This is a genomic window from Actinocorallia herbida (assembly GCF_003751225.1).
GTDB lineage: Bacteria > Actinomycetota > Actinomycetes > Streptosporangiales > Streptosporangiaceae > Actinocorallia > Actinocorallia herbida.
Genome location: NZ_RJKE01000001.1, coordinates 9,047,611 through 9,072,785, shown reverse-complemented (window position 1 = coordinate 9,072,785; position 25,175 = coordinate 9,047,611). Strand labels below are relative to the sequence as shown.

The following is a 25,175-nucleotide window of genomic DNA, read 5'->3' as shown; positions in this document are numbered from 1 at the left end:
CGCTGTTTCGTCCTGGTTTCTTACCAGGTCATACGGGGCATTTCGGTCGGTACAGATGGTCAAGCGGATGGAGGAGGTTCTGACGATGAGCATCGTCCACCTGCCCCATTCAGCCGCCGGGGTCTCGGCGGTACGACGGAGACTCGGGCGCGAGCTGCTGGAATGGGGCGTGCCCGACGAAGTCGCCGACGATGCCGCGGTGATCGTGAGCGAGCTGTTGAGCAACGCGCTCCGCCACGCGCGCCCGCTGCCCGGCCCCGAGCCGCAGATCAAGGCCGCCTGGACGCGCATCGGCGACATCGTCGAGGTCTCCGTCTCCGACGGCGGCGCCATCACCGAACCCCGCAAGGGCCAGCCCGCCCTGTCCTCGCTCGGCGGCCGCGGCCTCGGCATCGTCGAGACCCTCTCCCAAGCCTGGGGAGTACGCCGCGACGACCACGGCAGCACCGTCTGGGCCCACCTGCACGCCCCGTCGGTGTTCCCGCAGATGGACGGCGTCGGAAGACTTGTCCAAGAAACGGGCACCCCCGTGCAAAATCTTTCCTAAGGGGCCGCTAAGGTCTGCCTCAGCTCGGGGTGCTGTCGCGCCCCCGTCGGTAGCACCTCGAGCATCCAATCTCATTGCCGCACCCGCGGCCTCGCTCGCCTCTCTTATCGCCGCACCCGCGTCCTCGCTCGCCCTTGAGGGCTCCCGAGGCCGCGGGTGCGGCTGGTTCGGGCGCTTTGGATCCCGACGCCCGCCCCTCCGGCCTGGCGGACGTCGGGGCGCCCTCACAAAACTCTCAGGGGGATTCCTCGTGCTGGGGGCCGTGCCCCTGGGGGCCGGGCTGGAAGAGCTCGCTGGTGGCTGGGCGGGAAGATCCCGGTGGCTGAGCCGGAAGCCTCGCGGGTGGGGCTGGGGGATCGCTGGTGGGCTGAGCTGGGACCCCCGCCGATGGGTGGGTGGAGAACGTTCTTGTGGGGGTTTTGGGGGTGGGGGTCAGTGGTCTAGGGAGGTGGTGAGGGCTCGGAAGGTGGGGCAGGGCCAGCGGGTCATGCAGGCGCGGCAGCGGCGGAGGGGGTTCTCGGGGTCGCTGGAGAGGCCGCCGGAGGGTTTGGGGTGGTGGAGTTCGAGGATGCGGAGGGCGGCTTCGGCCAGGAGTTCGACCTCTTCGCGAGCCTCGGCGAGGAAGATCAGGTCCTCGCGGGTGAGGCGGGTGCCGATGGGGACTTCGCCTTTGTGGTTGACCAGGCGCAGCAGGTAGGCGACCGGGATTCTCCAGGACGTGGACTTCTCGGCCCGGGCGCGCATCGCCTCCAGGCGTTCGCGCATCCGGGAGCGTTGCCGGTCGGGCTGCTTCCTCACCGGTCCAGCTTCCCAAAACCGAGGGTCTCGCGCGTCCCGATCGTGCAGATCGAACCTGGTGTTACCGCAGGTAGACCGGATCATCACCAATCGGCTGGGCGAATCACTCGGACTTGGCGAAGACTGTCTGGCTACCTGGCGCGCGGGCCGATAGTGTGCCCGTCATGGAGCTTCAGGTCTCGACTGCATCTCAGGCAGGTCACGCCGTCGTCTCAGCCGTCGGTGAGCTGGACCTGTACACCGCGCCCAGGTTGCAGCAGGCGCTCGCCGCCCTGCTCGGCGAACAGGAACTCGACCGGGTCGTCGTCGATCTCTCCGGGGTCGAATTCTGCGACTCGACCGGGATGAACGTCCTGTTGTCGGGCATGAAGCGGGTCCGCGAACGCGGAGGCGTCTTCGAACTCGCCGCACCCCGGCCGGCCGTCCAGCGCATCCTCCAGGTCACCGGCCTGGACACCGTGTTCACCGTGCACGACGCCGTGCCCGCACTCGACGCCACCTGACGTGTCGCGCGCCGCGGGCGGCCCGCACGCCCGCGACGCCACTACGATCGCAGGCATGTCCGACGAAACGCCGACCGGCACCGCGGTGATCATTCCGGCCATGAACGAGGCCGATCGCATCGCCGCGACCGTCCGGGCGGCCCGCGAACTGCCCGGGGTCGATCTGGTGCTGGTCGTCGACGACGGCTCGGCCGACGCCACCGCGATCATCGCGGGCGAGGCCGGGGCCGACGTCGTCCGGCACGCGCGCAACCGCGGCAAGGCCGCCGCGATGGAGACGGGCGCCGAAGCGGTCCGCCTGCTGGACACCCGCGACGGCGCCCGTCCGCGCAATCTCCTGTTCCTCGACGCCGACCTGGGCGACACGGCCCGGGAGGCGGCCCCGCTGATCGAGCCGATCACGGCGGGCGAGACCGACATGACGATCGCCGTCTTCTCCTCGACGGTGAAACTCGGCGGCCACGGCCTCGTCGTCCGCCTCTCGCGCGACGGGATCAAGCGGGCCACCGGCTTCACCCCGACCCAGCCGCTCAACGGGCAGCGCTGCCTGACCCGGGCCGCGTTCGAGGCGGCCAAGCCACTCGCGCACGGCTTCGGGGTGGAGACCGCGCTGACGATCGACCTGCTGCGCCGCGGCTTCCGGATCAAGGAGGTCGAGGTGCCGCTCGCGCACCGGGCCACCGGCACCGACCTGCGCGCCCAGATCCACCGGGCCCGCCAGTTCCGGGACGTCGCGCGCGCCCTGGCCGTCCGGGATCCCGCGGTCCGGGGCGGGCTCTCCCGGCTCAAGCCCCGCTGACCCGGACGCCCGCGCCCCCCGCGCCATGGACGCCGCCACTCCCGCACCCCGGATCCGGGCCCGCCTGCTCCTCCCCCTGGGGCTGGCCTGCTGCGCGTTGTCCCTCGGGGGCTTCCTCGCGCTGTCCGTCCTCGGGCCGTCGGCCGTCCAGCCCGCCCTGGGCGCGGGCGGCGGGCCGCCCTGGGCGCTGAACGCCGGGCTGGACCCCCGCGCGGCGGTCGCGCTGCTCGCCGCGGCGATCACGCTGGCCGGGGCAGGTCTCGCGCTGTGCCTGGCCGCCGTGCGCCGGGGCTTCCGCCCGCGCAGCGGCCCGATCCTCGCGGCGGGCGTGCTCGCCGCGCTCGCCTTCGCCGTCACCCCTCCGGTCGGCTCCTCAGACCACCTCAACTACGCCTCTTACGGGCATATGGCCGCTCTCGGTCTTGATCCGTACACGACGACCGCCGTCGACCTCGGCTCGGACGCCTACGGGCTGGCCGTGCAGGAATGGCGGACCACGCCGTCGGTCTACGGCCCGTTCGTCACCTGGACCCAGGAGTTCGCGGTCTGGGCGGGCGGCGACACCGTGCGCGGCACGGTCTTCGCGCTGTCCCTGATCAACGCGCTGGTGTTCGTGCTGATCGGCCTCGTGCTGCGGCGGACCGCCCGCGACGAGCCGGGCCGGCTCCGCGCCGCCCTGCTCTGGTCGGCGAACCCGCTGCTGCTCTACCAGCTCGTCTCCGGCGCCCACAACGACGTCCTGGCGATCGGCGCCGCGGTGCTCGCCCTCGCCGTCTGCACCGCGGGCGTCCGGCGGGCCTCCCGGGCGGGCGCGGTCTGGCGGGCGTTCGGCGCGGGGGCGCTGACCGGGGCCGCGCTGGCGATGAAGTTCCCGGCCGGGCTGGTCGGCGGGGGCGCCGCCTGGCCGCTGCTGCGCGCCCGCAGGTGGGGCGGGCTCGCCGCGCTCGCGGCCGGCGCGCTGACCGTCGCGGGGGCCGCCTACGCGGCGGTGGGGTTCGGCGCGTTCGACCAGGTCAGGAAGGCGTCCCAGTTCGTCTCACTGGCCAACCCGTGGCATCTGGTGGCCGGGCGGGGCGGCGGAGTCCTGAACGTCGGGCTGCCGAAGGACCTGGTGCCGGTGCTGTCGCTCGGCCTGATGGTCCTGCTGATCTGGCTGCTCGGCCGGGCGCTGCCCGAGGCCGACGAGGCCGTGCGGACCGCCGCCGTCCTCGTCTTCGCCTGGCTGTTCGCCGCGTCCTACGCGCTGCCCTGGTACGACGGACTGGGCTGGGCCGTCCTGGTGCTGCTGCCGTGGTCGCGGTTCGACTGGATCATGCTGGCCAGGACCGTCGCGCTCAGCCTCGCCTACCTGCCCGCGCGCGACCCCGTGCTCGCCGGGCTCCCGGACGGGCTGCACTGGCTGGTGACGGGCCTTCGCGCGACCGTCATGCCGTTCGTGCTGGCCGCGGTGCTGGCGGCTCTGGTGGGGACATGCCTCGCTCGGCGTCCAGTTCCAGTGCTCGTACGCACGCCGCCAGCACCAGCGGGACCGCCAGCGTGAAGACCAGCGCGGGGATCACCACGCCCGAGTCGTTCATCAGCATGCCCACCAGGGTGACGGTGAGGACCGCGACGAGCGACGGCGCGAAGGTCGGGCTGTAGTCGTAGGCGCGGGCCAGGGCCGAGGCCCGCCACGCCAGGGGCCGCGCCAGCACGAGGAACAGGAACAGCAGGGCGCTGATCGCCATCAGCGTGAACGGCAGGTACCCGCCGAAGCTCCGCAGCATCGCCCCGGCCTTGCGGGTGACGACGCCCAGGGCCTCGCCCGCGGCGAGCTGCTCCCAGAACTTGCCGAGGTGGGTCGGCTCGGCCCGCAGCGAGTCCAGGAACGCCATGCCGAGGACGACCCCGGCGCCGACCGCGCCCGCCAGCGCGATCCGCACCGCGGAGACCCGCTGGCCGCCGACCTGGAGGGCGAGGACCGCGGTGCCCAGCAGGATCGCGACGACCCCGCCGAAGTCGGCGCCCCAGCCGGGGAACCCGTCGACGGTCATCGCGCCGAGCCCGATCGCGACGACCAGGGCGGCCGCCGCACGGCGCCGGCCCGCCCGCACGAGGGGTTCGGCGAGCCAGGCCGCGGTGAGGATCGCGGCGGTGGCGAAGAGCGAGAACGCCATGTTCCCGAAGCCGTAGAACCGGCCCGCGACGAGCGCGGTATAGCCCATGAAGGCGTTGAGCTGGAGGTGCGAGCCGGTCATGGCGTCGATGCCGAGGACCGCGACGGTGATCATCGCGATGACCAGGCCCGAGCCCGTCAGGCTGCGCCGCCAGGGCCCGGCCAGGGCCGCGGCGGTCACCAGGGCGGTCGCCGCCGCCACGCAGACGGTGAGGGAGACGACGGGGTGGTCCGAGCGCCACCACGGGATGAGGTTGGCCAGATAGGTGCCCACCGGGGCCGCCGCACCGCCGAGGGCGACGATCCGGGTCAGTCCGAGGACGCGGCGCCGGTCGAACGCGCGACGGCGCAGCGAAAGGGCGGCGAATCCGTAGAGCAGAAGTTGTGCGGCGAGCAGAACGATGAAGAAGGCACCACTCAGGCTCCGTATCGCTTGCGCGGCGACGTCCTCGTCATGCAGGACGTCGGTCTTCTGCGCCGCGGTGTCCGGTGAGGGGACCGTCCGCCAGGTCGCCCCGACCATCCCCGACGGCTGGGACAGCCCGAGGACGGACAGGACCGTCGTGCTGAGGTCGGTCAGCGTGACGAGGCCGCGCCGCCGGGTCGAGGAGCTGGTGAGGTAGCCCGAGGAGAACCCCGGGCCCTGGGCGACCGCGACGTGCAGGTGCGGGTCGCCGGTGGTGTCGGCGAGCCCGGCCAGCAGGACCGTCGCGTCCGCCGGGAGCCTGCCGAGCAGGGCGGCGACCCGGGTGTCGGCGGCCGCGGCGGCGTCGGCCCGGTCGGCGGCCGGGACCTCGACCTGCTCGCCGTCCTCGTCCACCCCCGCCTCGACGAACACGCGGTAGACGTCGTCGATCTCCACGACGGTGAACGGGCAGCGCGACCAGTCCTCGACGTCCTCGGGCACCGGCACGTAGTCGTCGATCCTGCCTTCGGTGTCGGCCGCGCCGAGGGCCGCGCCGGGCCCGACCGCCCGGGTGCACCCGCCGGACTCCTGGACCCGGGCGCCGAGCGCCCCGACCTGCGCCTGGTAGTTGGTCGTCGTGTTGTCCTCGGCGATCGCCGCCCAGCCCGGCACCACCGCGCCCCCGCCCGGCGCCGCGCGCGGGGTGGGAGGCAGGGCGCACGCGCCGTGCTCCAGCCTGGCGCGCTGGCCCGCCGAGAGGGTCAGCCAGCCGTCGATCGGGCAGGTTCGCGTGGTGGTGGTCCGGATCGACAGGGACGCCGCGGCGCCCTTCCCGACCATCTTCCACAGCGCAGGGGTGTCCCCCGGAGAGAGGTCGGACCACTCGAGGCCCGGTACTCCGACGACCACGACCGGCCCCGGCCGCACCGCCGCCTGCGCGGAAGCGGGCAGCGCGACGACCGGGATCAGCGCCGCGAGCAGCGCGAGGAGGAGAATCCGTCCCGCTGCGGCGGCGTCCCGACGGTGCATCCGCCAGCGGGTCAACGGCACCTCCCCAGGGCCCCTCATCGACGCTCGTCCCCAGGTTAGTGGTCGGCTTGCGCCAGGATGGACCCATGGCAGGACCCTGGAGACGCACGATCGCCGCCTTCGGCGGCCTGCTGGCGGCCGGCGCCGCCCTCGTGCCCGTCGCGATGAGCTGGCTCAGCAACCCCGAAGACCAGCGCCTCGTCGACCTCGACGTCTACCGGACGGCCGGGCAGGCCGTCCTCGACGGAAGATCCGTCTACGACTTCGTCACGCAGGCCCCCCAACTCCTCCCCTTCACGTATCCCCCCTTCTCGGCGATCCTGGCCGCCCCCTTGGCCTGGCTGCCTTGGCCGGTGGCCCAGGTCGTCATGGTCGGGCTGGTGTTCGGGGCGCTGGCGCTGGCGGTCTGGTGGGGATTTCGCCCGCTGATCGCCCGCGCGGGTGATTTCGGGCCCCTGGTGTTCGGCGGGCTCGTCGCCGCGCTGATCTTCCCGCTGCCCGTCTACGACCAGGTCAGGTTCGGCCAGGTGGGGCTCTTCCTCGTCGCGCTGTGCGTGATGGACTGCCTCGCCCCGCGCACGTACTGGCCGCGCGGCGTGCTCGTCGGCCTGGCCACCGCGTTCAAGCTGGTGCCCGGCGTCTTCCTGGTCTACTTCCTGATCACCCGGCGGCGCGAGGCGGCGGGGAACGCGGTGCTCACCGCAGTGGGCGTGAGCCTCCTCACCTTCGTGATGCTGCCGCGCGACTCCGTCGACTTCTGGTTCGGGGCGCTGCTCGCCGGCGACCGGGTCGGCTCCAACTTCGGCACCTCCAACCAGTCGCTGCGCGGTTTCCTGCTGCGCCTGTACTGGCCGGACACGGTCACCTCGCTCGTCTGGCTCGTCGCCGTCGTCACCGTCGCGTTCGTCGGTTTCCGGTACGCCAGGAAGCTGTCCCTGCTGGGCGCGTCCGGGCGGCTTTCCCCGACGAACGCCTGGTCGGCCGAGACGGCAGGGATCGCGATCACCGGGCTCCTCGCCGTCCTGCTCTCGCCGGTCGCCTGGATCCACCACCTCGTGTGGATCGTCCTGGTCGTCGGGGCTCTGGCGGGAGATGGGCGCAACCTCCGTCGCTGCCTGGCGGCGGCCGGTGTGTGGCTGTTCTACGTGCTCCAGACGCCCTGGTGGGGCACCTCCCACATCCAGGGCCGGCTCCCGGTCTGGGAACAGGCCCTGGGCAGGGCCATGCAGAGCTCGTACGGGCTCGGCGCGGTGGCCCTGCTGTTCGTCCTCGGTGGCTGGCTGGTGAACGAAATGTGGCGGGAAACACCTCCGCAGGGGCGGGAAGAAGGCCCGGAGCGCGTCGGCATGGGTACGCTCACCCCGTGATGCTTATCACCGTCGCCGTCGTGGGCGCTCTCAGCGGATTGGCCGGCCTCGCCATGGCGCTCACCGCGCGCAGCCGGGTGGGCAGGGTCGTCGAGGAGTGCGCCGACGTCCTCCGCCGGCAGATGCAGGTGGCCACGGGGGTGGACAAGAAGGCGCTCCGCGACCTCGCCATCGTGCGCTACGACGCGCTCGCCGAGATGTCGGGCGAGCTGTCGTTCTCCCTCGCCGTCCTCGACGCCGCGGGGGACGGCGTGGTGATCAGCTCGATCAACGGGCGCAGCGAGACCCGCACCTACGCCAAGGTCGTCCAGGGCGGCCGAAGCTCCCAGCTGCTCTCCCCCGAAGAGGAGCACGCCCTGCGCGCAGCCCGCCTCGGCCGCGGCCCCGTCGTGGAACTCGACGACCCCCTCGCCGACTTCGGCGCCCCCGTAGGCGGCTGACTCTTCGGCCGACGCGCCCCGGCCGTCCGCACAAAACCAGCGCTCGGCTCCCTTAGCCACACGAGCGGCGATCCGACTCGGTTAATCTTTTGTTTCATGCCCGACCGTTACGCCTACCTGGGTCCCGAAGGCACCTTCACCGAAGCCGCGCTGCTCACGCTGCCCGGTGCGGCCGAAGCCGAGCGGATGCCTTACGCCACAGTGCCCGCCGCGCTGGACGCCGTCCGCAGCGGGTTCGCCTCGCGCGCGGTCGTGGCCCTGGAGAACTCCGTCGAAGGCTCGGTGCCGACGACCCTCGACGAGCTGGCGACGGGCGAGCAGCTCCAGATCGTCACGGAGATCCATCTGGCGGTCGAGTTCGCGCTCCTCGTCCGGCCGGGCACCGCGCTCGCCGACATCAAGACCGTCGCGTCCCACCCGCACGCCCAGCCGCAGTGCCGCCGCTGGCTCGCCGCGCACGTCCCGGACGCCGAATGGCGGGCCGCGACCTCGAACGCCGAAGCCGCCCAGCACGTCGCCGACGGCCTGTACGACGCGGCCCTCGCCGGATCCTTCGCCGCCGCCAGGTACGGGCTCACCGCGCTCGCCTCGAAGATCCACGACGTCGACGGGGCGGTCACCCGGTTCGTCGAGCTGTCCCTGCCGTGCGCGCCGCCGCGGCGCACCGGCCGCGACCGCACGACCGTCGTCGCCTACATCCGCGACGACCACGCGGGCGCGCTGCTCCAGATCCTCCAGGAGTTCTTCGTCCGGGGGATCAACCTGACGCTCATCCAGTCGCGGCCCACCGGGGCCGGGCTCGGCTCCTACCTGTTCTGGATCGACTTCGAGGGCCACGTCGAGGACGCCCGCGTCGGCGAGGCGCTGATGGGTCTGCGCCGGGTCTGCGCCGAGGTCAGGTTCGTCGGCAGCTACCCGGCGGCCGACGGGGTGCGCCCGGTGGCCCGGCGCGGCACCGCCGACGAGGACTTCGCCGCGGCGTCCGACTGGCTCTCGGGCATCCGGGGCCAGTCTTGATCATCCGCCGGGAGCGGCCCGCGGACGCGCGGGCGATCCGGGAGGTCGTGGCCGCGGCGTTCGGCGGCCCGCACGCGGCCGAGGCGCCCCTGGTGGACGAGCTGCGCGCCGACCCCGCCTGGATCCCGCGGCTGTCCCTGGTCGCCGAGCTCGGCGGCGACATCGTCGGGCATGTGGTCTGCACCCGCGGCCGGGCGGGGACGACGCCCGCGCTGGGCCTCGCCCCGCTGTCGGTCCGGCCCGACGTGCAGCGCTCGGGCGTCGGCAGGGCGCTGATGCACGCGGTGCTCGGCGCGGCCGACGCGCTGGACGAGCCCTTCATCGCGCTGCTCGGCGATCCGGACTACTACGGCAGGTTCGGGTTCGTCCCGGCCTCCGACCTGGGCGTCCGCGCGCCGGATCCGGCGTGGGGCGTGCACTTCCAGGTCCGGGTGCTCAGCGCCTACCGCCCGGACGGTCTCGGCGAGTTCTCCTACGCGCCGCCGATCATGGGGCTCTGAGGTCGGCCGACGGTCGGGAGATCACCGCTAGGTACGATCTCCGCCATGAGCCTGGAAACCGGTGTCTCGGGCGGCGTCGCCACGGTGACCATCAGCAATCCCGCGAAGCGCAACTCGATGTCCGCGGCCATGTGGCGCGAGCTGCCCGGCCTGGTCGGCAAGCTGGCCGACGATCCGGGCGTCCGCGTGCTCGTGCTCGCCGGGGAGGGCGACCACTTCTGCGCGGGGGCCGACATCACCGAGCTCGCCGAGATCAACGCCGCGGGCGAGGCGAACCTGTCGGCGCAGGCCGAGGCGGCGCTCGCCGCGTTCCCCAAGCCGACGATCGCGGCGATCCGCGGCTTCTGCGTCGGCGGCGGCTGGCAGCTTGCGGGCGCCTGCGACGTGCGCTTCGCCGACACCGGCGCGCGCTTCGCGATCACCCCCGCCAAGATCGGCATCGTGTACCCGCCGTCGGCGATCCGCAGGTTGATCGCCCTGGTCGGCCCGGCCGCCGCCAAGTACCTGCTGTACTCGGCCGACCTCATCGACGCCGGGCACGCGCTGCGCCTGGGCTTCCTCCAGGAGGTCACCGACGACCTCGCGGGACGGGTCCGCGCCTACCTCGACGTCCTGCTGTCCCGCTCGCAGTTCAGCCACGAGGCGGCCAAGGACATCATCGACGGGTTCGTCACCGGGACCATGACCGAGGACCGGCTCGCCTCCTGGCAGGAGGGGTCGATCTCCGGCGCGGACGCGGCCGAGGGCGTCGCGGCCTTCAAGGAGCGGCGTCCGCCGGTCTTCACCTGGACACGCCCCTGAAGAAAGGCGACATAGGGCGACACTCCATGGAGTGGGAAGGTTGCCTGGGTTCCGAATTATTTTTGGAAATCCTGGTATAACGGGTGTTCCGCTTGATCACGACCGTTCCGGAGATCTCCGGAATCCCCTCCCGTCCCCCTCGGAGGACCCGTTGCGCATCATCGCCGTATCCACCGGCCTGGCGCTCCTGGCCGGCGGCCTCGCGTTCGCGCCGCCCGCCTATGCCGCGGCCGGCAGCACCCTGACCATCAAGGTCGCCGCACCCCCCGCCTTCATCGGCGACGAGGTCACGGTCACCGGCAAGCTCACGTCCGGCGGTAAGGCCCTCGCCGACCGGGACGTCCTCGTCGACGTCGCGGGCAAGCGCCAGATCGTGGAGACCAACGGACAGGGCCTCTACATCGCCGAACTCAGGGTGCCCCGCAGCGGCGCCTTCACCGCGGACTTCTTCGGAGACTCCTCCTACAACGAGTCCACCGCTGCGACGCCGTTCTACAACGTCGTCTACCGCACCGGCATCGACGGGTTCGGCGCCCAGCCCAGGCCCGTCGCGCAGAACAAGCCGGTGAACATCACCGGCCGCCTCTACCGGAGCGGCCTCGCGGGCCGGGAGGCGCTGTCCGGCGCCCGCCTCGACCTGCTGTTCTCCCCCGACGGCCAGAACTGGAGCTACGTCGCCTCGGCCGCCACCGACGGCAAGGGCAAGTTCCGGTTCGCCCCGACCGTCGCCCAGGACGGCACCTGGCTCGTCACCCTCCCGGCCAACTCCGCCGCCGACGGCTGGGCGGCCACCGAGAAGAAGATCTGGGTCGACTCCCGCTACCCGACCCGTCTGTCGGCGTCGGCGACGCCCAAGAAGGTCAAGTACAAGGGCAAGGTCCGCGTCTACGGCTCCCTCGGCCACAAGGTCGACGGGCTCTGGGCGGCGCTCGGCAGGGTCCACGTCGCGGTCTACTTCCGCGCCAAGGGCTCCAGCAAGTGGCGTTTCAAGGACGACGCCTGGGTCGGCGCGGACGGCAGGTACGGCAAGAAGTTCACCGCGACCCGCGACGGATACTGGCGGACCGTCTACAAGGGCACGGGCGCCGACTTCAGGGTCACCAGCGGCAAGACCTACGTCGACGTGCGCTGACGCCCTCCGGCGGTACCTGAGAGCTCCCGGGGCGGGTCGGCGCGCGGCCCGCCCCGGGGATATCGGGAAGCGCCGGGGTGCCCCGGGGCGATAACCTCGGGTCTGTGATTGACCTGCGAGCCCTTCGTGAAGACCCCGAACGCGTGCGCGCCTCCCAGCGCGCCCGAGGCGAGGACGAGGCAGTCGTCGACTCCCTGCTCGGCCTCGACGAGCGCCGCCGTGCCGCGCTGACCCGGTTCGAGCAGCTGCGCGCCGAGCAGAAGAGTTCCGGCAAGCTGGTCTCCCGGGCTCAGGGCGACGAGAAGCAGGCCCTGCTCGCCAAGGCCAAGGAGCTGGCCCAGGCCGTCAAGGAGGCCGAGGCGGAGTCCGGCGTCCTCGGCGAGGAGCTCAACACGCTGCTGCGCTCGGTGCCCAACATCATCGAGGACGCGCCCGCGGGCGGCGAGGACGACTACGTCGTGCTGGAGACGGTCGGCGAGATCCCGGCCTTCGACTTCACTCCGCGCGACCACCTGGAGCTGGGCGAACTGCTCGGCGCCATCGACATGGAACGCGGCGCGAAGGTCTCCGGCTCGCGCTTCTACTTCCTCACCGGCATCGGCATGCAGCTTCAGCTCGCGCTGCTCAACATGGCGATGGAGCAGGCCGTCTCCGCCGGGTTCGTCCCGATGTACGTGCCGGTCCTGGTCAAGCCGGAGACGATGGAGGGCACCGGCTTCCTCGGCAACCACGCGCCCGAGGTCTACCACCTGCCCGCCGACGACCTCTACCTCGTCGGCACCGCCGAGGTGGGCCTCGCCGGGTACCACATGGACGAGATCCTCACCGATCTGCCCAAGCGGTACGCCGGCTGGTCGAGCTGCTTCCGCAGGGAGGCCGGCTCCTACGGCAAGGACACCCGCGGCATCATCCGGGTGCACCAGTTCGACAAGATCGAGATGTTCTCCTACGTCGACCCCGCCGACGCGCACGCCGAGCACCTGCGGCTGCTGGAGTGGGAGAAGGAGATGCTCGCCAAGGTCGAGCTGCCCTACCGGGTCATCGACACCGCCGCGGGGGACCTCGGCTCCAGCGCGGCCCGCAAGTTCGACTGCGAGGCCTGGGTGCCGACCCAGCAGAACTACCGCGAGCTCACCAGCACGTCGAACTGCACCACGTTCCAGTCGCGCCGCCTGTCGACCCGGATGCGCGACGCCGAAGGCAAGCCCCAGCCCGTCGCCACGCTGAACGGCACCCTGGCGACCACCCGCTGGATCGTCGCCATCCTGGAGAACCACCAGCAGGCCGACGGATCCGTCCGGGTCCCCGAGGCGCTCCAGAAGTACCTGGGCGGCCGCGAGATCCTGGAGCCGGTCGGCGGCCGCCGCTGACCCCGACCGTCGGTCCGCCCGCGTCCCGTTCCGGGGCGCGGGCGGCGCCGTCTCAGGACACGCGGCCGTCGAGAAGGTCCTCCAGGACCGCCGCGACCCCGTCGGCGTTGTTGTCGGCGGGGGTGTGGGCGGAAATCGCGGCGAGGACCGAAGGGTGGGCGTTGGCCATCGCGTAGGGGCGGCCCGCCCAGGTCAGCATCGGGAGGTCGTTCGGCATGTCGCCGAACGCGATCACCTCGGCGGGGGCCACCCCGCGCGCCGCGCAGTAGTCCTCGAGGGCGGTCGCCTTGGTGACGCCCAGGGCGCTGATCTCCAGCAGGGAGCGCTCGGACGCCCGGGTGATCGTCACGAGGTCGCCGACCGCCTTGACCGCGTGCGCCATGAGGGCGTCCGGGTCGGTGCCGGGGTGCAGGCCGAGCAGCTTGGTCGCCGGGCGTGCGACGAGCCCCGCGTCGTCGACCGCCTCGCCGCCCATCTTGCCGAGGTCGAACCTGCCGTGCAGGTAGCGCTCCTCGAACACGAAGCCCTCGCCGTACTCGACGGCGAAGCGCAGCTCGGGCAGTTCCGCCCGAAGCCTGCCGATCACCTCGTCGAGGACCTCGGCGGGGATCGTCCGGCGACTGATGATCTGTTCGGTGACCAGGTCGTACAGCACCGCGCCGTTGGCGCAGATCGCCTGGCCGCGGTTGCCGATCTCCTGGGCGACCACGTTCATCCAGCGGGGAGGGCGGCCGGTCACCATGAGCACGGCGAGTCCCGCCTGCTCGGCGCGGGCCAGGGCCGCCACGGTACGGGGGGAGACGGTCCCGTCGGAACGGACGAGCGTGCCGTCGAGATCTGTGGCGATGAGCTTCATGTTCTGCCGCGAGGAGCGGGCGTCCACCCGCTCCTCGCGCTCACTCCTTACAGGTAGGGACCGCTGGAACCACCGCGGTCGTCCTCGTGACCACCGGGCGGGACCATGCCCGCGGGCAGCGCCCGGCGCATCTGCTCCAGCTGCGCGCGGGCGGCCATCTGCTGGGCGAACAGCGTGGTCTGAATGCCGTGGAACAGCCCCTCGAGCCAGCCGACGAGCTGGGCCTGGGCGATCCGCAGCTCGGACTCGCTCGGCACCTCCGAGGCGAACGGCAGCGACAGCCGCTCGAGCTCCTCGACGAGTTCCGGGGCGAGGCCGTCCTCCAGCTCCTTGATGGACGAGGTGTGGATCTCCCTGAGGCGGACGCGGCTCGCCTCGTCCAGGGGGGCGGCCTTCACCTCCTCCAGCAGCTGCCTGATCATGCCGCCGATGCGCATGACCTTCGCGGGCTGCTCCACCATCTCGGTGAGGGGGCGCTGCTGCTCGTCGTCATCGTCGGCGTCGTGGCCGCCGAGCTGGTCGCCGATCTTGCCCGGTCCGACGATCAGCACGTGCGGCTCCTGCTCCTGTTCGCTCATGACTCCCCAGTCTCCAACAAGATCTTCCCGAAGTGGCCGCTGTTCTCCATCAGCCGATGTGCCTCGGCCGCCTCCGCCATCGGCACCGTCCGGTCGATCACCGGCCGGACCGAGCCCGCCGCGACGAGCGGCCAGACCCGCTCGCGCACCGAGGCGACGATGCGCGCCTTGTCGTCCAACGAGCGGGCCCGCAGTGAGGTTGCGTGGACCGAGGCGCGCTTGGCGAGCAGCGCGCCGAGGTCGAGTTCGCCCTTGGCCCCGCCCTGGAGGCCGATGACCATGAGGCGGCCCCCGGTGTTCAGGGCGGTGACGTTCCTCGCGAGGTACTTCGCGCCCATGTTGTCGAGGATCACGTCGTAGCCTCCGGACTCGACGAAGTCCTCGGTGCGGTAGTTGACCGTGAGGTCGGCGCCCAGCTCCCGGCACCGTTCCGCCTTCTCCTCGGTGCCGACGGTACAGGCGACGTACGCGCCGGCGGCCTTCGCGAGCTGGATGGCCATCGTGCCTATGCCGCTGCCTCCGCCGTGCACGAGGAAGCGGTCGCCTTTGGTGAGACCGGCGTCCAGGAAGACGTTGGACCAGACCGTGCAGACGACTTCGGGCAGCCCGGCCGCCTCCACGAGGGAGACGCCCGCGGGGACCGGAAGGAGCTGGGTGTGCGGAACCGCCACCTTCTCGGCGTACCCACCACCGGCCAGAAGCGCGCACACCTCGTCGCCGACCTTCCAGCCTTCGACCCCCGGGCCCAGCGCGCCGACGCGTCCGGAGACCTCCAGACCGGGGTAAGGGGACGCCCCTGGCGGCGGATTGTAGAAGCCCATCCGCTGGAGCACATCCGCGCGGTTCACGGCGCTCGCGACGACGTCGAGCAGTACCTCGCCCTCGCCCGGGACCGGATCGGGGACCTCGCCCCAGACCAGGGCCTCGGGGCCGCCCGGCGTGTCAATGGAGATCGCATGCATGGTCATCACGCTATCCATCGGCGAGCACGCCGGTGCCCCGGGCCGCTATCGTGGTGTCCGCCACTGGAGGGTTCGCATAGTGGACGAGTGCAGGCGCCTTGAAAGCGCCCGGGCCTTCACGGGTCCCATGGGTTCGAATCCCATACCCTCCGCCTAGCGCGGCGCGGCCCGGAGGTCGGCGTCAGCCCATCAGCACCATGAGGGCGACGATGGCGATCGCCACGACCGCGGCCACGGCGGCCACCGCCGCGATGATCCCCATGGGCGGCCCGGAAGGAGCCGGAGGCTCCGGACGGTTCTGCTCGGTGAACGCGCGGAACTGCTGGGTACTCCGCGCGGGATCCAGTTCGTTCTCAGCCATGCGCGGGAGGATAGCCAACGCATGTGACGGCTGGGATTCTCCTTTCTCACCCGCCAGGGCTTGACACGGCGCTCAGAAGGCCGGGGCCGGTCAGGCGGCCAGGTCGGCGACCTCCCTCTCGACGTCCGCCCTGAGGGCCTCCAGATCGACGTGGGCGGCGCGCAGGGCGGCCACCGCGGGGGAGCCCGGGAGCATCAGCAGTCCCAGCAGGATGTGCCCGTCGCAGATGAAGCGCTGCTTATGGCGGATGGCCTGCCGCAACGCGAGTTCAAGGACCTTCTTGGCTTCGGCGGAGAACCTGATGTGGCCGGACCGTCGCCCGCCCGGCCGCGCGTCGAGCGCGCCGGGGCCGAATGTGGCCTCGGTGGCCTCCCGGACGGCGTCGAGGTCGATGCCGATGGCGGCCAGGGCGTCGGGGTCGAGGCCGCCCGACTGACGGGCGACGAGGGGCCGCAGCACGTCCGGGGAGAGGCCGTGGGCCGCCAGCGCGCGTCCGGCCGAGCCGCTGTGCGGGCCGAAGAGCCCGAGCAGGAGGTGCGCGGTGGTGATCTCGCCGTGGTGGAGCTCCCTGGCCTCGGCCTGGGTGCGCACGACGGCCTCGCGGGCCTCCTTGGTGAAGCGTTCCAGCACGTCAGTCCTCCCTGCCCCGCGCGGCCGGGGACACCGGCGGCACTGTCTCGATCTTCCGGTGCTTCTTGTGGACCGCCTGGCGGCTGACGCCGAGGGCCTCGGCGATGTCCTGCCAAGACCAGCCGAGCGCGCGCGCATTGCCGACCTGGAGGCCCTCCAGGCGCTCGGCGAGCTCTCTTAGCGCTCGTACCGCGCGCAGCCCTACGGCCGGGTCGCGGCTGCCCGCCTCACGGGCGAGCTGTACTCCATCGCTCATGCTGTCAATGTAGGTTGACGCGCGAGGGTTGTCAACCATGGTTGACGGGCGAAGGGGTGTGACGCGACCTACATGGGACGAGTTCTGGTGATTTGCCCACATGAGGGCGCTCGGGAAGGTAATTGTTCAGAGCATGGTCATGCGGTCATGACCCCATGAACCCCGTACGGCCGCGGTGGTGTCCGCGCCCCCGCCGCGGCCGTACGGAACCAGGAGCTCCCGCTTCGGGACCGCCCCGTCAGCGCTTGTCGAAGTGCTGGAAGTCCTTGGTGCCGGCCCAGTAGCCGCCCCACTGCCAGCCGATCGCCTCGAACGCCCTGACCGTCTTGTCGCCCGAGGTGATCACCCCGGGCGCCGGGGACCGGTCGGTGTAGAACTTCTTGCAGCGCGGGTGCGCGATCTCCCCGGACGTCGAGACGTAGGGGTTCTCGCACGGGTTGATGTCCACGGCCATGCCGTAGGCGTGCCGCGACCAGTTCGACGAACCCGTCGCCGGCCGGCAGTTGAAGGCCGAGGTGTTGTCCGCCTCGATCGAATCGAAGTCGTCGCCCTTGTAGACGTCGACCGGGACCATCTTCCGGATCGGGAACTTGTTCTTGTAGAGCTTCCCGAAGGTGTCGGCGACGTCCTGGGCGACCTCGGCGTTCACCACGAGCTTCCCGCCTTCGTGGGTTTTGCCGTCAAAACCCCAATAAGGCATGGTGATCAGTCGGAGCCCCGAGACCGGAACCGGGCACCCCTCCCGCCACGAGTGCTCGAGATCCGCCGCCGTCAGCTTCGAGATGTCGGCCTTGAACGCGGCTTTGTCAGGTGTCGGGGTCGGCGTGGGCTCCCCCGCATCGGAAGGAGAGGCGAACCCCGATGGCGACGCGGCGCGGTCCGGCACCTCCTCGGTCTGGCCACATGCGGCCGACCCGACGAGGAAGACGGCTGTCAGGGCAAGTATCGGAACTGTCCGTACAACGTCCATCACCTCAGGATCGCCCATGACCGAGAAGGACGAACGCCCGACCCTCTCGGACGAGCTGTTCGGCGGCGAGGACGGACCCGCCGAGCCAGTCCGGGACCTGCCCCCCGAACCCGCCCTCCCGTCCTGGCCCGCGTTCCTCGGCGCCCGGCCGTCCACCCGCGACTGGGTGCTCGGCGGATGCGGCGCGCTGCTCTTCGCGCTGATCGACCTGATCGTCATGTGGGCGCCCCTACGCGACCGGGACGTGACCAGCAGCGCCCAGTCGGTCGTGCTGATCGTCGTCGCCTTCGGCATCGGGACCGTGATGGTGAAGCTCGTGGGTCACTCGTTCAGGGCCATCGGCTTCGGCATGATGGCCGCCTGGATCGCGCTGACGCTGTTCTCGCTCGGCTTCGCGACCGGGCTGAACTGAGCCGGCCGGGCCGGGCGACCGCGCCTACGGGCACCGCCCAGGCGTCAGCCGATGGCGGGGCGGGCCTGCTCGGCGATCCTGGCGAAGACCCGGCCGACGACCGCGAGCTCCTCGGCGTCGAGAAGGTCCACGAAGTGCTGCCGGACCGTCCTGACGTGGTCGTGCGCGGCCTCGCCGAGCAACGCGTAGCCCTCCTCGGTGAGGACCGCGTTCACACCGCGCTTGTCGTCGTCGCAGGGCACCCGGACCACCAGGCCCTTGGCCTCCAGCCGCGCGCACGTGTGCGAGAGCCTGCTGCGCGAGTGGTACGCCATCTGGGCCAGCTCGGCCATCCGCAGGGTCCTGCCGGGGGCCTCGGACAGGCGGACGAGGATCTCGTACTCGGACATCGTGAGGCCGTGCGTGGCCTTCAACTCGCGGTCCAGCAGCTCCAGAAGCAGCGAGCTGCCGTCGAGGTAGGAGCGCCACTGGCCTTGCTGGGTTGCGTCGAGCCAGCGCGTTTCAGCCATGCGGCGAGCCTACCGCCAGGTTTTCCACAAGGTCGCTGGCGAGTCGAACATTTGTGCGTTACGGTGGGCGGCACGATCGAACGGATCTTCGATTACGCGTCTCTTGCTCCGCGCGTCTCTTGATTCTGTGCGTGTCCTGGTCGCGCGTGCGTGCCGCACGGCGCCGTCTAGTCGGGGTTGGGGGGAATCATGGCTGTATTGGCGACACGCCGTAGATGTTCATACGGAAATCTACGGCCATCGCTATATGGGCTCATAGAGTCCGAGAGCGTGGATCCCGTACGCAATCCCTACGCACCAGGCGCCGGGCAGCGTCCGCCGGAACTCGCCGGGCGCGACCGCGAGCTGCTCCAGTTCGAGGTGGTGCTGGAACGGGTCGCGCGCGGCAGGCCCGAGCGCAGCATGGTCGTCACCGGCCTGCGCGGCGTCGGCAAGACCGTGCTGCTCAACACCTTCCGGTCGATGGCCATCCAGCGGCTGTGGGGCACCGGCAAGATCGAGGCGCGGCCGGAGCAGTCGATCCGGCGGCCGGTCGCGGCGGCGCTGCACACCGCGGTGCGCGAGCTCGCGCCCCGGCACCGCGCGCCCGATCGGATCGAGTGGTTCCTCGGCGTCCTCAAGGCGTTCGCGCAGGCGGGGCCGCAGCCGACCACCCGGGCCAAGGCCCCGGCGCACCGCTGGCAGCCGGGCATCGACGTGCCCGCCGTGCGCGGCCGCGCCGATTCCGGCGACCTCGAGATCGACCTCACCGAGCTGTTCGTCGACGCCGCCTCCGTGGCGACCGACCTCGGCGTCGGCATCGGCCTGTTCGTCGACGAGATGCAGGACATCCCGGCCGAGGACGTCTCGGCGCTCTGCGCGGCCTGCCACGAGCTCTCCCAGACGGGCGGGCCGTTGATCGTCGTCGGCGCCGGGCTGCCGCACCTGCCCGCGGTGCTGAGCGCCAGCAAGTCCTACTCCGAACGGCTCTTCCGCTATGCCAGGATCGATCGCCTCGACCGCGAGTCGGCCGATCTGGCCCTGCTGGTCCCGGCCGAACGCGAGGAGGTGAGCTTCACCCCGGAGGCCCTCGACGCCCTGTACGAGGCCGCGGACGGCTATCCCTACTTCGTCCAGGCCTACGCCAAGGTCGTCTGGGACCTCGCGCCCACCTCGCCCATCACCGCGCACGACATCGCGGTGGCCGCGCCCGAGGCGGAGAGCGAGCTCGCCGTGGGCTTCTTCGGCAGCCGGTACGAGCGGGCCACCCCGGCCGAACGCGATTACATGCGCGCGATGGCCCTCCTGGGCGACGAACCCGTGCCCACCGCCTCCGTCGCCGATGAACTGGGCCGTAAGCCATCGAGCCTTTCCCCGGCGCGGGACGGCCTCATCAAAAAGGGCCTCATCTACAGCGCGGAACGCGGCCTCGTCGCCTTCACCGTGCCGCACTTCGGGAAGTTCCTGCGGGCCCAGCCGTCCTGACGGCGGTCGTCGCCGGATCGGGATCTCTACGGCTCTCTAGCGTTTTCCCTAGAGAGCCGTAGAGAGATGTGACGAGTGGTTTCTATGTTTTTCTAGCGATCTGCCTAGAAAGCCGTAGAGAGCTGTTGAGTCCGGGTGGATCGAACCCCTTTGCGGGAGTGTCGTGGTGTGTGTCAGAAGCCGCGCTCGCCGGAAGCCGGGTGTCAGACGAAGACGGGAGCCGACAGCAGACCCGAGCCGTTGCGCTCGGGCAGCACGGGGACATGCGCGGCCCTGACCTCGCCGTCGGCGATGGACACCGCGAAGACCAGCTCGCCGCCGCGTACCGGATAGACCAGGAACCGCCAGCACAGCTCGCGCCACACGTCCGAGGGCTCGCCTAGGCCCGCCCCGTGCTTCCGCCAGGCCGCGCTGCCGTGCAGCACCCGCAGCGTGTCGGTGAGCGGCACCGGGCGGCGCTCGCACGGCACCGCCGCACGCTTGAGCAGCGCGGCGGATTCCGGGGACACCGCCGCGATGACCGCCAGCTCGGCGACGAGGAAGACCTCGGCGAGGCCGGGGCCGTCGGCGAACACCTCCCAGCCCGCCATCGGCGCCCAGCAGGCGGCGAACGCCACCCCGGCGATGAGCGCCGTGCGCGCGACCGTGCGCCAGCCGATCCGGATGCGGCTCAGCCTGCCGAAGCAGCCGCAACCGTCGTCGGGCCGGGTCGTGCGCAGCTCGCTCACCACCCAGGTCGCCGCGGCGAGCCCCGCCACGGTCACCAGGCGCGGCACCAGCGCGTCGGTCGCGAGCAGGGCCAGCGCCAGCACGCCCTCGGCGAGCGCGTAGACCAGGGCCATCCGGTTCTTCGGCCCGTGCAGCTTGCCCCAGGAGGCCAGTGCGAACACCACGATGATCACGAGGAGCTGCGCCCCGAGGAATTCGTTGGTCATCTCACCCCACCACCAGGGTCACGTTGAAACAGCCGACATCCAGATCGCCGCCCAGATCGACGAAACTGGCCCGGGTGAGCTCGGTCACCCGGCCCCGCGGCGACGTCCCGCAGACGACGCAGCGGTCGCAGAAGCGTGCGGCGGTACAGCCGCACTCGATCACCCGCACCTCGGCGCTGCGCTTGCCGCAGTCGTTGCGCACGTGCAGGGTGGAGCCGAGGGAGAGCAGTGGAAGCGGCGCGCACGAGGGGGGCGCCCCCGCGCAGCCCCCCGCGTCGCCGTACGGGTCGAGCGCCGGATAGGCGGCGCCGCGGCCCTCGGCCGAGAACCAGGTCGCCGTCCCGCGCAGCAGCGTCCCCGGAGCCGGGCTGGGCACCTCGGCGAGCGGCCCCGCCTGCGCGGTGCCGGGCCGCACCGCGACCGGGCCGCGCTCGGACCGCAGCGCGATCACGTCGAAGAGCTGGCCGGGCTCCATGCGGGGATGCCGCACGAGGATGTGCCCGAAGTTCTCCGGCGGGATCACCACGTGCGCGCGCGGCCGGTGCGGCCCCTGATCGACCTCGACGTTGTGCACGGCCCCGCGCGCCCCCCGCTCGCGGGCGACCGAGACGATGACGCCGTTGACGCGCAGGATGTCGACCCAGACCCGGTCGGCGGCGAGTCCGTCGGCCGTCGGCCGCACCACAGCCTCACGACCTGGGACAAGTGCCGACAAATCTGCCTTTCCGCCATGCCAGATCACCGTCGATTCCGACATTGCCATACGAAAGTCATAGAACACCGGTTCTTGTCCGTTGGTGCGGGCCGGCGCACGCAGCACGAGCAGGTGCGGACTCGCGTCGACGATGCGCCCCTCGACCGCGTGCAGCGGCGGTTCCGCAGGGGTCAGCAGCCTTCTCGGCGCCGCCCCCAGCACCGCGGCCCGCAGCTCACGCCGACGTCCCATGCCCCTCCTCACCTGTCTTCGTGCTCCACACTTACTAGCTATCAACCATGAGTCGACCATTTTGTCCACAAGTCCCTGGCACGCGGGGAGAGAAATCATCTACTGGGTAGAGATTCCTCTTCCCCAGGGGGCCCGAAATGGAGGATTCTTCTACCAACCCGGCGGATTCGTCGGTGCATGTCGGTACATGTACGGATCGTCGGAGGAGTCCCGTGGTGCCGGGTCGGAGGGGGCCGAGCCGGCCGGCGTCGGTACGGTGAAGCCGCCCGGCCGACACGCCGGGGCCCGCTAGTCTCGGGACTCCCCGCCTTCCCCCTGGAGCCCACCATGCGCTTGCGCTCGGTTCTCGTGGCCGCCGCCCTCGTGCCCCTCGCCGCCTGCAGCGGCGGAGGAGGCTCCACCGACCACGCGACGGCCTGCGACGGCTACAAGACGGCGATCAACACGCTCGGCACGACCCAGGTCGGCGTCGACTTCTCCGATCCGTCGACGCTCACCGGCCCGTACAACGACGCGGCCGACGAGATCCGCAAGATCGCCTCGGACGCCGCCGACGAGCGCGTCGAGAAGGTCGGCGACCAGATCGCCGACGCCCTTGACCAGGTCGTCGAGGCCGCCAAGTCCGGCTCCTCCGCCGACCGCCCGTCCCTCACCGCGAGCGGCCGCCTGGCCGACGCCGTCTCGGCGATGGAACGCGAATGCGGCCCGATCTCCTAACCGCTTTGCCGACCCCCGCCATCCCCGGTACCCTGTCACCTGGCCCCCAGGGCCACGGAGGTGTCGCCTAGTACGGTCTATGGCGCCGCACTGCTAATGCGGTTTGGGTGCAAGCCCATCGCGAGTTCAAATCTCGCCACCTCCGCCCCCGATCAGGGCCTCCGCTCATTCGATGAGCGGAGGCCCTGATCATTTCCCGACCCTGGTCACGGGAGCTCTACGACGCAGCCGGACGGCACCAAGAGGTGCCTTCCCCGTCTTCGACCAGCCGGCCGAGACCCGGCGGTCCCTACCGCGCAGTGACGCGACCCCGACGCCGACGGCCGCTCGTGGAGTCGGAAACCCGCGCCGGGCCACCGGCCCGAAAACCTCAAGGTCCGGACGGGCGAGCAGCGGATCTGGGCGGTCAACCGGCGCGGCGGCATCGGCGTGCTCCGCTGGAACGGCACCCGCCGGCGTGTCGAGAAGGGACCCGCACATGATCAGCGCATCCGCGTCGCGGACGGCCACGGCGGCCTGTGGGCCGTCGGCGAAGACATCTGGACCGGCCCCGACCAGCTCTCCCACCTCTACCACCGCACCGCGAAGGGCGCCTGGACCACCCGGACCATGTCCGCGGACGGCCTGCGCCTGCGGGCGAACGATCTGGTCCGCTTCCCCGGCACGGCCGAGCCGGTCGGCGTGGGGAGCACCACCCACCTGATGGAGGAGTACGGCCGCATTTTCGTCTCCCGCTGACCGCGACTCGCCAGTCCTGTGACAGGCTTCAGGTCGTTTTGTACTAGAAATGCGTGGAGTGTCGGGTGAATCGGCAGGTCGTGATCGGGCGTATCCGGGCGGCTTTCAGCCTGGCGGACAGGCCGGTGCGGATCCTGCTCATCTTGTGCATGGGTTATGCCGCCGTGACGGCCCTGGCCTATGACAGACCGCAGCGGACGAGTTCGATCGAGCGCCTTTACGACGATCTCGATCATCATCGCGTCGATCATCTGGAGTTGGTGACCGTCGACTTCAAGGCGAGTCGCGAGACCAACATCTTCGGGTTCCGGTGGTCCACCAGCAGGCTGACCTGGTGGGAGTTCCGAGGGCGGCTCTCACGGGCTCAGCTTGCGGAGGCTCGTCGGTGGCCGAGTCTGATCCGAGTGGTGACCGGGGACCACGGCGGGCCGGGTTTCGATGAATGGCTCGATCCGGAGGTCGACCTGCGGGTGAGCGGAGGGGATCTGTCGCGAGCGGACAGCCGGTCTTTGTCCGACCGACTCCCCGAAGGGCGGCTGCGGCTCCTGATCTCGATCATCGGGCTGGGGACTTTCGTGCTCATGCTCAGCCGACCCGACCATCACTACGCGAACCGGTGGGCGTGGTTCTGGCTGATGACGACCGGTTTGTCGGGAGCGGTGCTCTATCTGCTCCTGGAACGACGGCCTGCCTGGAGGAGCCTCGACCGGCCGCTGCGGGACCCGGCCAAGCGCCTCACCGGCGGCTGGGGCTTCGTCTGCTCGCTCTTCCTCGCCCCGCTGAGCATCGGCTTGGCTTCCGTCGTCTTCTCCTTGCTCTAGTGGCGACCGTTTTTCCGGTCTGGGACGGCTCCTCCACTGGCCACCGCATTCCCGGGGACCCGACCAGGACGTTCAGGCCGACGGCGCGGGGCTGTGGCAGATGAAGTAGGTTCCGGACACCCTCGGAGCGCCCGGTCGTCGGCATGAGCGGATGCGTAATGCCCTGGAGCAATCGCGCTTCGGTGGCAGTTCTGGTCGGGCGCTGTTCTCGTTCCCGGGGGCGGTGCGGGTTCGGGGGAACCGGTCTCGTGGGGGAGGGGGGCGGATCTAAGATCACCGGCGGGTGAATCTGGTGAATTCGCCCTCTTTCTGGTGAGAGGTAGATGGTGTCAATGCGTGGGTTGTTTGTACGTTCTGTCGGCTTGGTGGCGGCGTTGGCCGGGGTGGGGGCGGTCGTCGCGCCGGCCGCCGCCGCGGCGCCCGGCGACGGGCTGATCGCGACGTATCTGATCCGGCCTCCGGCGACCGACCCGGTCAACACGTGGGGCAACGGGCCGGTGTCGATCACCCCGATGCAGCCGGTGCGGACCGCCCCGATCACCCTTACCGGCAGGCTGGTGACCGACCAGAACGTGCTCAGCGGCGCGCTGGTGACGCTGCGGACCGATGCCGGCGCCGTCGTGGCCGAGGCGTGGACCGACGCGACGGGCACGTACACGTTCAAGCCCGTGCTGAAGGATTTCACCTCCGACTTCAAGGTGACCTACGCGGGCAACTCGACCATCGCCCCCGCCGAGGGCGACCTCACGAGGTTCGATGCCCTGTACAAGACGAGGATCGCCGGTGTGAAGGTCTTCAAGGAGAAGGCCAAGAAGAAGCAGCCGAAGGTCTTCATGAGCGGCCGCATCCAGCGCTGGGTCTACGGCGAGTGGCAGACCACCGGCCTGACCCGGATGAAGGACTGCCGGCTCATCCCCGAGTTCCGTGCCAAGGGCAAGTCGACCTGGCAGCGCAAGCCCCCGGTGAACTGCACCCCGGACGGCAGGTTCTCCCTGCCGGTCGCCCGTCCTCTGGGCTCCACCAAGGGCCACTGGCGCCTCTGGCTCATCCGCACCGACAACGGCCAGGTCCAGTCCCAGCGCCACTGGGCCTCCACGAGCAAAGCGGTCTACCTGAACCGCTGAGCCGAGGCGCCGGGCCGCGGCCCGGCGGCGGC

The 25,175-nt window shown here is 71.2% G+C and carries 29 protein-coding genes and 2 tRNA genes; 19 read left to right on the top strand and 12 right to left on the bottom strand.

Annotated elements, in window-relative coordinates:
• Positions 1-85: 85 nt before the first annotated feature.
• Positions 86-547 (top strand): ATP-binding protein, encoded by a 462-nt coding sequence (locus EDD29_RS41340; RefSeq protein WP_123669588.1) that lies wholly within the window; start codon positions 86-88, stop codon positions 545-547.
• A 432-nt stretch (positions 548-979) separates the two neighbouring features.
• On the opposite strand, the gene EDD29_RS41335 is transcribed toward EDD29_RS41340, so the two are convergent.
• Complete coding sequence (locus EDD29_RS41335) at positions 980-1,345, bottom strand: DUF4132 domain-containing protein (protein WP_246053273.1); 366 nt, start codon at positions 1,343-1,345, stop codon at positions 980-982.
• Between the two features lie 164 nt (positions 1,346-1,509).
• Here EDD29_RS41335 and EDD29_RS41330 point away from each other — a divergent pair, with 164 nt between their 5' ends.
• The 3 genes from EDD29_RS41330 to EDD29_RS45115 are packed head-to-tail and all read left to right on the top strand — an operon-like array spanning position 1,510 to position 4,187.
• Positions 1,510-1,848, top strand: coding sequence for an STAS domain-containing protein (locus EDD29_RS41330; RefSeq protein WP_123669586.1), 339 nt, complete (start codon positions 1,510-1,512; stop codon positions 1,846-1,848).
• A 55-nt stretch (positions 1,849-1,903) separates the two neighbouring features.
• Positions 1,904-2,647: a glycosyltransferase family 2 protein gene (locus EDD29_RS41325; protein WP_123669585.1), complete on the top strand. Its 744-nt coding sequence runs from the start codon at positions 1,904-1,906 to the stop codon at positions 2,645-2,647.
• Between the two features lie 25 nt (positions 2,648-2,672).
• A complete protein-coding gene (locus tag EDD29_RS45115; RefSeq protein WP_148086270.1) occupies positions 2,673-4,187 on the top strand; it encodes an MptA/MptB family glycosyltransferase in 1,515 nt (504 codons plus the stop codon).
• Here EDD29_RS45115 and EDD29_RS41320 read toward each other — a convergent pair.
• A complete protein-coding gene (locus tag EDD29_RS41320) occupies positions 4,072-6,258 on the bottom strand; it encodes a hypothetical protein (RefSeq protein WP_425455020.1) in 2,187 nt (728 codons plus the stop codon). The two genes, EDD29_RS45115 and EDD29_RS41320, sit on opposite strands and share 116 nt — an antisense overlap.
• A 65-nt stretch (positions 6,259-6,323) precedes the next feature.
• On the opposite strand from EDD29_RS41320, the gene EDD29_RS41315 reads away from it, so the two are divergent.
• The 7 genes from EDD29_RS41315 to serS all read left to right on the top strand — a co-directional run bounded on the left by EDD29_RS41315 (position 6,324) and on the right by serS (position 12,864).
• Positions 6,324-7,604: a glycosyltransferase 87 family protein gene (locus EDD29_RS41315; RefSeq protein WP_123669583.1), complete on the top strand. Its 1,281-nt coding sequence runs from the start codon at positions 6,324-6,326 to the stop codon at positions 7,602-7,604.
• A complete protein-coding gene (locus tag EDD29_RS41310) occupies positions 7,604-8,044 on the top strand; it encodes a DUF4446 family protein (RefSeq protein ID WP_123669582.1) in 441 nt (146 codons plus the stop codon). The genes EDD29_RS41315 and EDD29_RS41310 overlap by 1 nt, the downstream gene beginning before the upstream one ends.
• A gap of 96 nt (positions 8,045-8,140) precedes the next feature.
• On the top strand, positions 8,141-9,061 hold the full coding sequence (gene pheA, locus EDD29_RS41305; RefSeq protein ID WP_123669581.1) for a prephenate dehydratase: 921 nt from the start codon (positions 8,141-8,143) through the stop codon (positions 9,059-9,061).
• Positions 9,058-9,561 carry a GNAT family N-acetyltransferase gene (locus EDD29_RS41300; RefSeq protein WP_123669580.1) on the top strand — a complete coding sequence of 168 codons (504 nt, stop codon included), beginning with the start codon at positions 9,058-9,060 and terminating at the stop codon, positions 9,559-9,561. The genes pheA and EDD29_RS41300 overlap by 4 nt, the downstream gene beginning before the upstream one ends.
• 45 nt (positions 9,562-9,606) lie before the next feature.
• Positions 9,607-10,362, top strand: coding sequence for an enoyl-CoA hydratase/isomerase family protein (locus tag EDD29_RS41295; protein ID WP_123669579.1), 756 nt, complete (start codon positions 9,607-9,609; stop codon positions 10,360-10,362).
• A gap of 151 nt (positions 10,363-10,513) precedes the next feature.
• On the top strand, positions 10,514-11,494 hold the full coding sequence (locus tag EDD29_RS41290; protein WP_123669578.1) for a hypothetical protein: 981 nt from the start codon (positions 10,514-10,516) through the stop codon (positions 11,492-11,494).
• A 104-nt stretch (positions 11,495-11,598) separates the two neighbouring features.
• Positions 11,599-12,864, top strand: a complete 1,266-nt coding sequence (gene serS, locus EDD29_RS41285; RefSeq protein WP_123669577.1) for a serine--tRNA ligase — start codon at positions 11,599-11,601, stop codon at positions 12,862-12,864.
• Positions 12,865-12,916: 52 nt separating this feature from the next.
• Here the strand turns inward: serS and EDD29_RS41280 are convergent, their stop codons facing one another.
• Genes EDD29_RS41280 through EDD29_RS41270 form a run of 3 tightly spaced genes read right to left on the bottom strand, consistent with a single transcriptional unit; the run spans position 12,917 to position 15,260 of the window.
• A complete protein-coding gene (locus EDD29_RS41280) occupies positions 12,917-13,747 on the bottom strand; it encodes a Cof-type HAD-IIB family hydrolase (RefSeq protein ID WP_246053272.1) in 831 nt (276 codons plus the stop codon).
• Between the two features lie 20 nt (positions 13,748-13,767).
• Entirely contained in the window at positions 13,768-14,298 is a 531-nt protein-coding gene (locus tag EDD29_RS41275) for a bacterial proteasome activator family protein (RefSeq protein WP_123669576.1), read from the bottom strand.
• Positions 14,295-15,260 carry an NAD(P)H-quinone oxidoreductase gene (locus EDD29_RS41270; RefSeq protein WP_123671010.1) on the bottom strand — a complete coding sequence of 322 codons (966 nt, stop codon included), beginning with the start codon at positions 15,258-15,260 and terminating at the stop codon, positions 14,295-14,297. The genes EDD29_RS41275 and EDD29_RS41270 overlap by 4 nt, the downstream gene beginning before the upstream one ends.
• A gap of 65 nt (positions 15,261-15,325) precedes the next feature.
• Here EDD29_RS41270 and EDD29_RS41265 point away from each other — a divergent pair.
• Positions 15,326-15,412, top strand: a tRNA-Ser gene (locus EDD29_RS41265).
• A 29-nt stretch (positions 15,413-15,441) separates the two neighbouring features.
• Here EDD29_RS41265 and EDD29_RS41260 read toward each other — a convergent pair.
• The 4 genes from EDD29_RS41260 to EDD29_RS47490 form a co-directional block, all read right to left on the bottom strand.
• Positions 15,442-15,621: a hypothetical protein gene (locus tag EDD29_RS41260; RefSeq protein ID WP_123671009.1), complete on the bottom strand. Its 180-nt coding sequence runs from the start codon at positions 15,619-15,621 to the stop codon at positions 15,442-15,444.
• A gap of 90 nt (positions 15,622-15,711) precedes the next feature.
• Entirely contained in the window at positions 15,712-16,251 is a 540-nt protein-coding gene (locus EDD29_RS41255; protein ID WP_123669575.1) for a Clp protease N-terminal domain-containing protein, read from the bottom strand.
• A gap of 1 nt (position 16,252) precedes the next feature.
• Positions 16,253-16,507 carry an RNA polymerase subunit sigma-70 gene (locus EDD29_RS41250; RefSeq protein WP_123671008.1) on the bottom strand — a complete coding sequence of 85 codons (255 nt, stop codon included), beginning with the start codon at positions 16,505-16,507 and terminating at the stop codon, positions 16,253-16,255.
• Positions 16,508-16,745: 238 nt separating this feature from the next.
• A complete protein-coding gene (locus tag EDD29_RS47490) occupies positions 16,746-17,207 on the bottom strand; it encodes a M15 family metallopeptidase (RefSeq protein WP_246053271.1) in 462 nt (153 codons plus the stop codon).
• Between the two features lie 286 nt (positions 17,208-17,493).
• Between EDD29_RS47490 and EDD29_RS41240 the strand changes: the two genes are divergently transcribed.
• Positions 17,494-17,889, top strand: coding sequence for a hypothetical protein (locus tag EDD29_RS41240; RefSeq protein ID WP_123669573.1), 396 nt, complete (start codon positions 17,494-17,496; stop codon positions 17,887-17,889).
• 44 nt (positions 17,890-17,933) lie between these two features.
• Here EDD29_RS41240 and EDD29_RS41235 read toward each other — a convergent pair whose 3' ends face one another.
• Positions 17,934-18,398, bottom strand: a complete 465-nt coding sequence (locus tag EDD29_RS41235; protein ID WP_123669572.1) for a MarR family winged helix-turn-helix transcriptional regulator — start codon at positions 18,396-18,398, stop codon at positions 17,934-17,936.
• Between the two features lie 270 nt (positions 18,399-18,668).
• Here EDD29_RS41235 and EDD29_RS41230 point away from each other — a divergent pair, with 270 nt between their 5' ends.
• Positions 18,669-19,862 carry an ATP-binding protein gene (locus tag EDD29_RS41230; RefSeq protein ID WP_123669571.1) on the top strand — a complete coding sequence of 398 codons (1,194 nt, stop codon included), beginning with the start codon at positions 18,669-18,671 and terminating at the stop codon, positions 19,860-19,862.
• A gap of 203 nt (positions 19,863-20,065) precedes the next feature.
• Here EDD29_RS41230 and EDD29_RS41225 read toward each other — a convergent pair whose 3' ends face one another.
• Entirely contained in the window at positions 20,066-20,797 is a 732-nt protein-coding gene (locus EDD29_RS41225) for a hypothetical protein (RefSeq protein WP_123669570.1), read from the bottom strand.
• Position 20,798: 1 nt separating this feature from the next.
• Positions 20,799-21,743: a hypothetical protein gene (locus EDD29_RS41220; RefSeq protein ID WP_246053270.1), complete on the bottom strand. Its 945-nt coding sequence runs from the start codon at positions 21,741-21,743 to the stop codon at positions 20,799-20,801.
• A 327-nt stretch (positions 21,744-22,070) separates the two neighbouring features.
• On the opposite strand from EDD29_RS41220, the gene EDD29_RS41215 reads away from it, so the two are divergent.
• The 5 genes from EDD29_RS41215 (at position 22,071) to EDD29_RS41195 (ending at position 25,143) form a co-directional block, all read left to right on the top strand.
• Positions 22,071-22,460, top strand: a complete 390-nt coding sequence (locus EDD29_RS41215; protein ID WP_123669569.1) for a hypothetical protein — start codon at positions 22,071-22,073, stop codon at positions 22,458-22,460.
• A gap of 56 nt (positions 22,461-22,516) precedes the next feature.
• A tRNA-Ser gene (locus EDD29_RS41210) sits at positions 22,517-22,605 on the top strand.
• A gap of 284 nt (positions 22,606-22,889) precedes the next feature.
• Positions 22,890-23,198, top strand: coding sequence for a hypothetical protein (locus tag EDD29_RS41205; RefSeq protein WP_123669568.1), 309 nt, complete (start codon positions 22,890-22,892; stop codon positions 23,196-23,198).
• Between the two features lie 65 nt (positions 23,199-23,263).
• Positions 23,264-24,019 carry a hypothetical protein gene (locus tag EDD29_RS41200; protein ID WP_123669567.1) on the top strand — a complete coding sequence of 252 codons (756 nt, stop codon included), beginning with the start codon at positions 23,264-23,266 and terminating at the stop codon, positions 24,017-24,019.
• A 362-nt stretch (positions 24,020-24,381) separates the two neighbouring features.
• Positions 24,382-25,143 carry a carboxypeptidase-like regulatory domain-containing protein gene (locus tag EDD29_RS41195; RefSeq protein ID WP_148086268.1) on the top strand — a complete coding sequence of 254 codons (762 nt, stop codon included), beginning with the start codon at positions 24,382-24,384 and terminating at the stop codon, positions 25,141-25,143.
• Positions 25,144-25,175 lie beyond the last annotated feature (32 nt).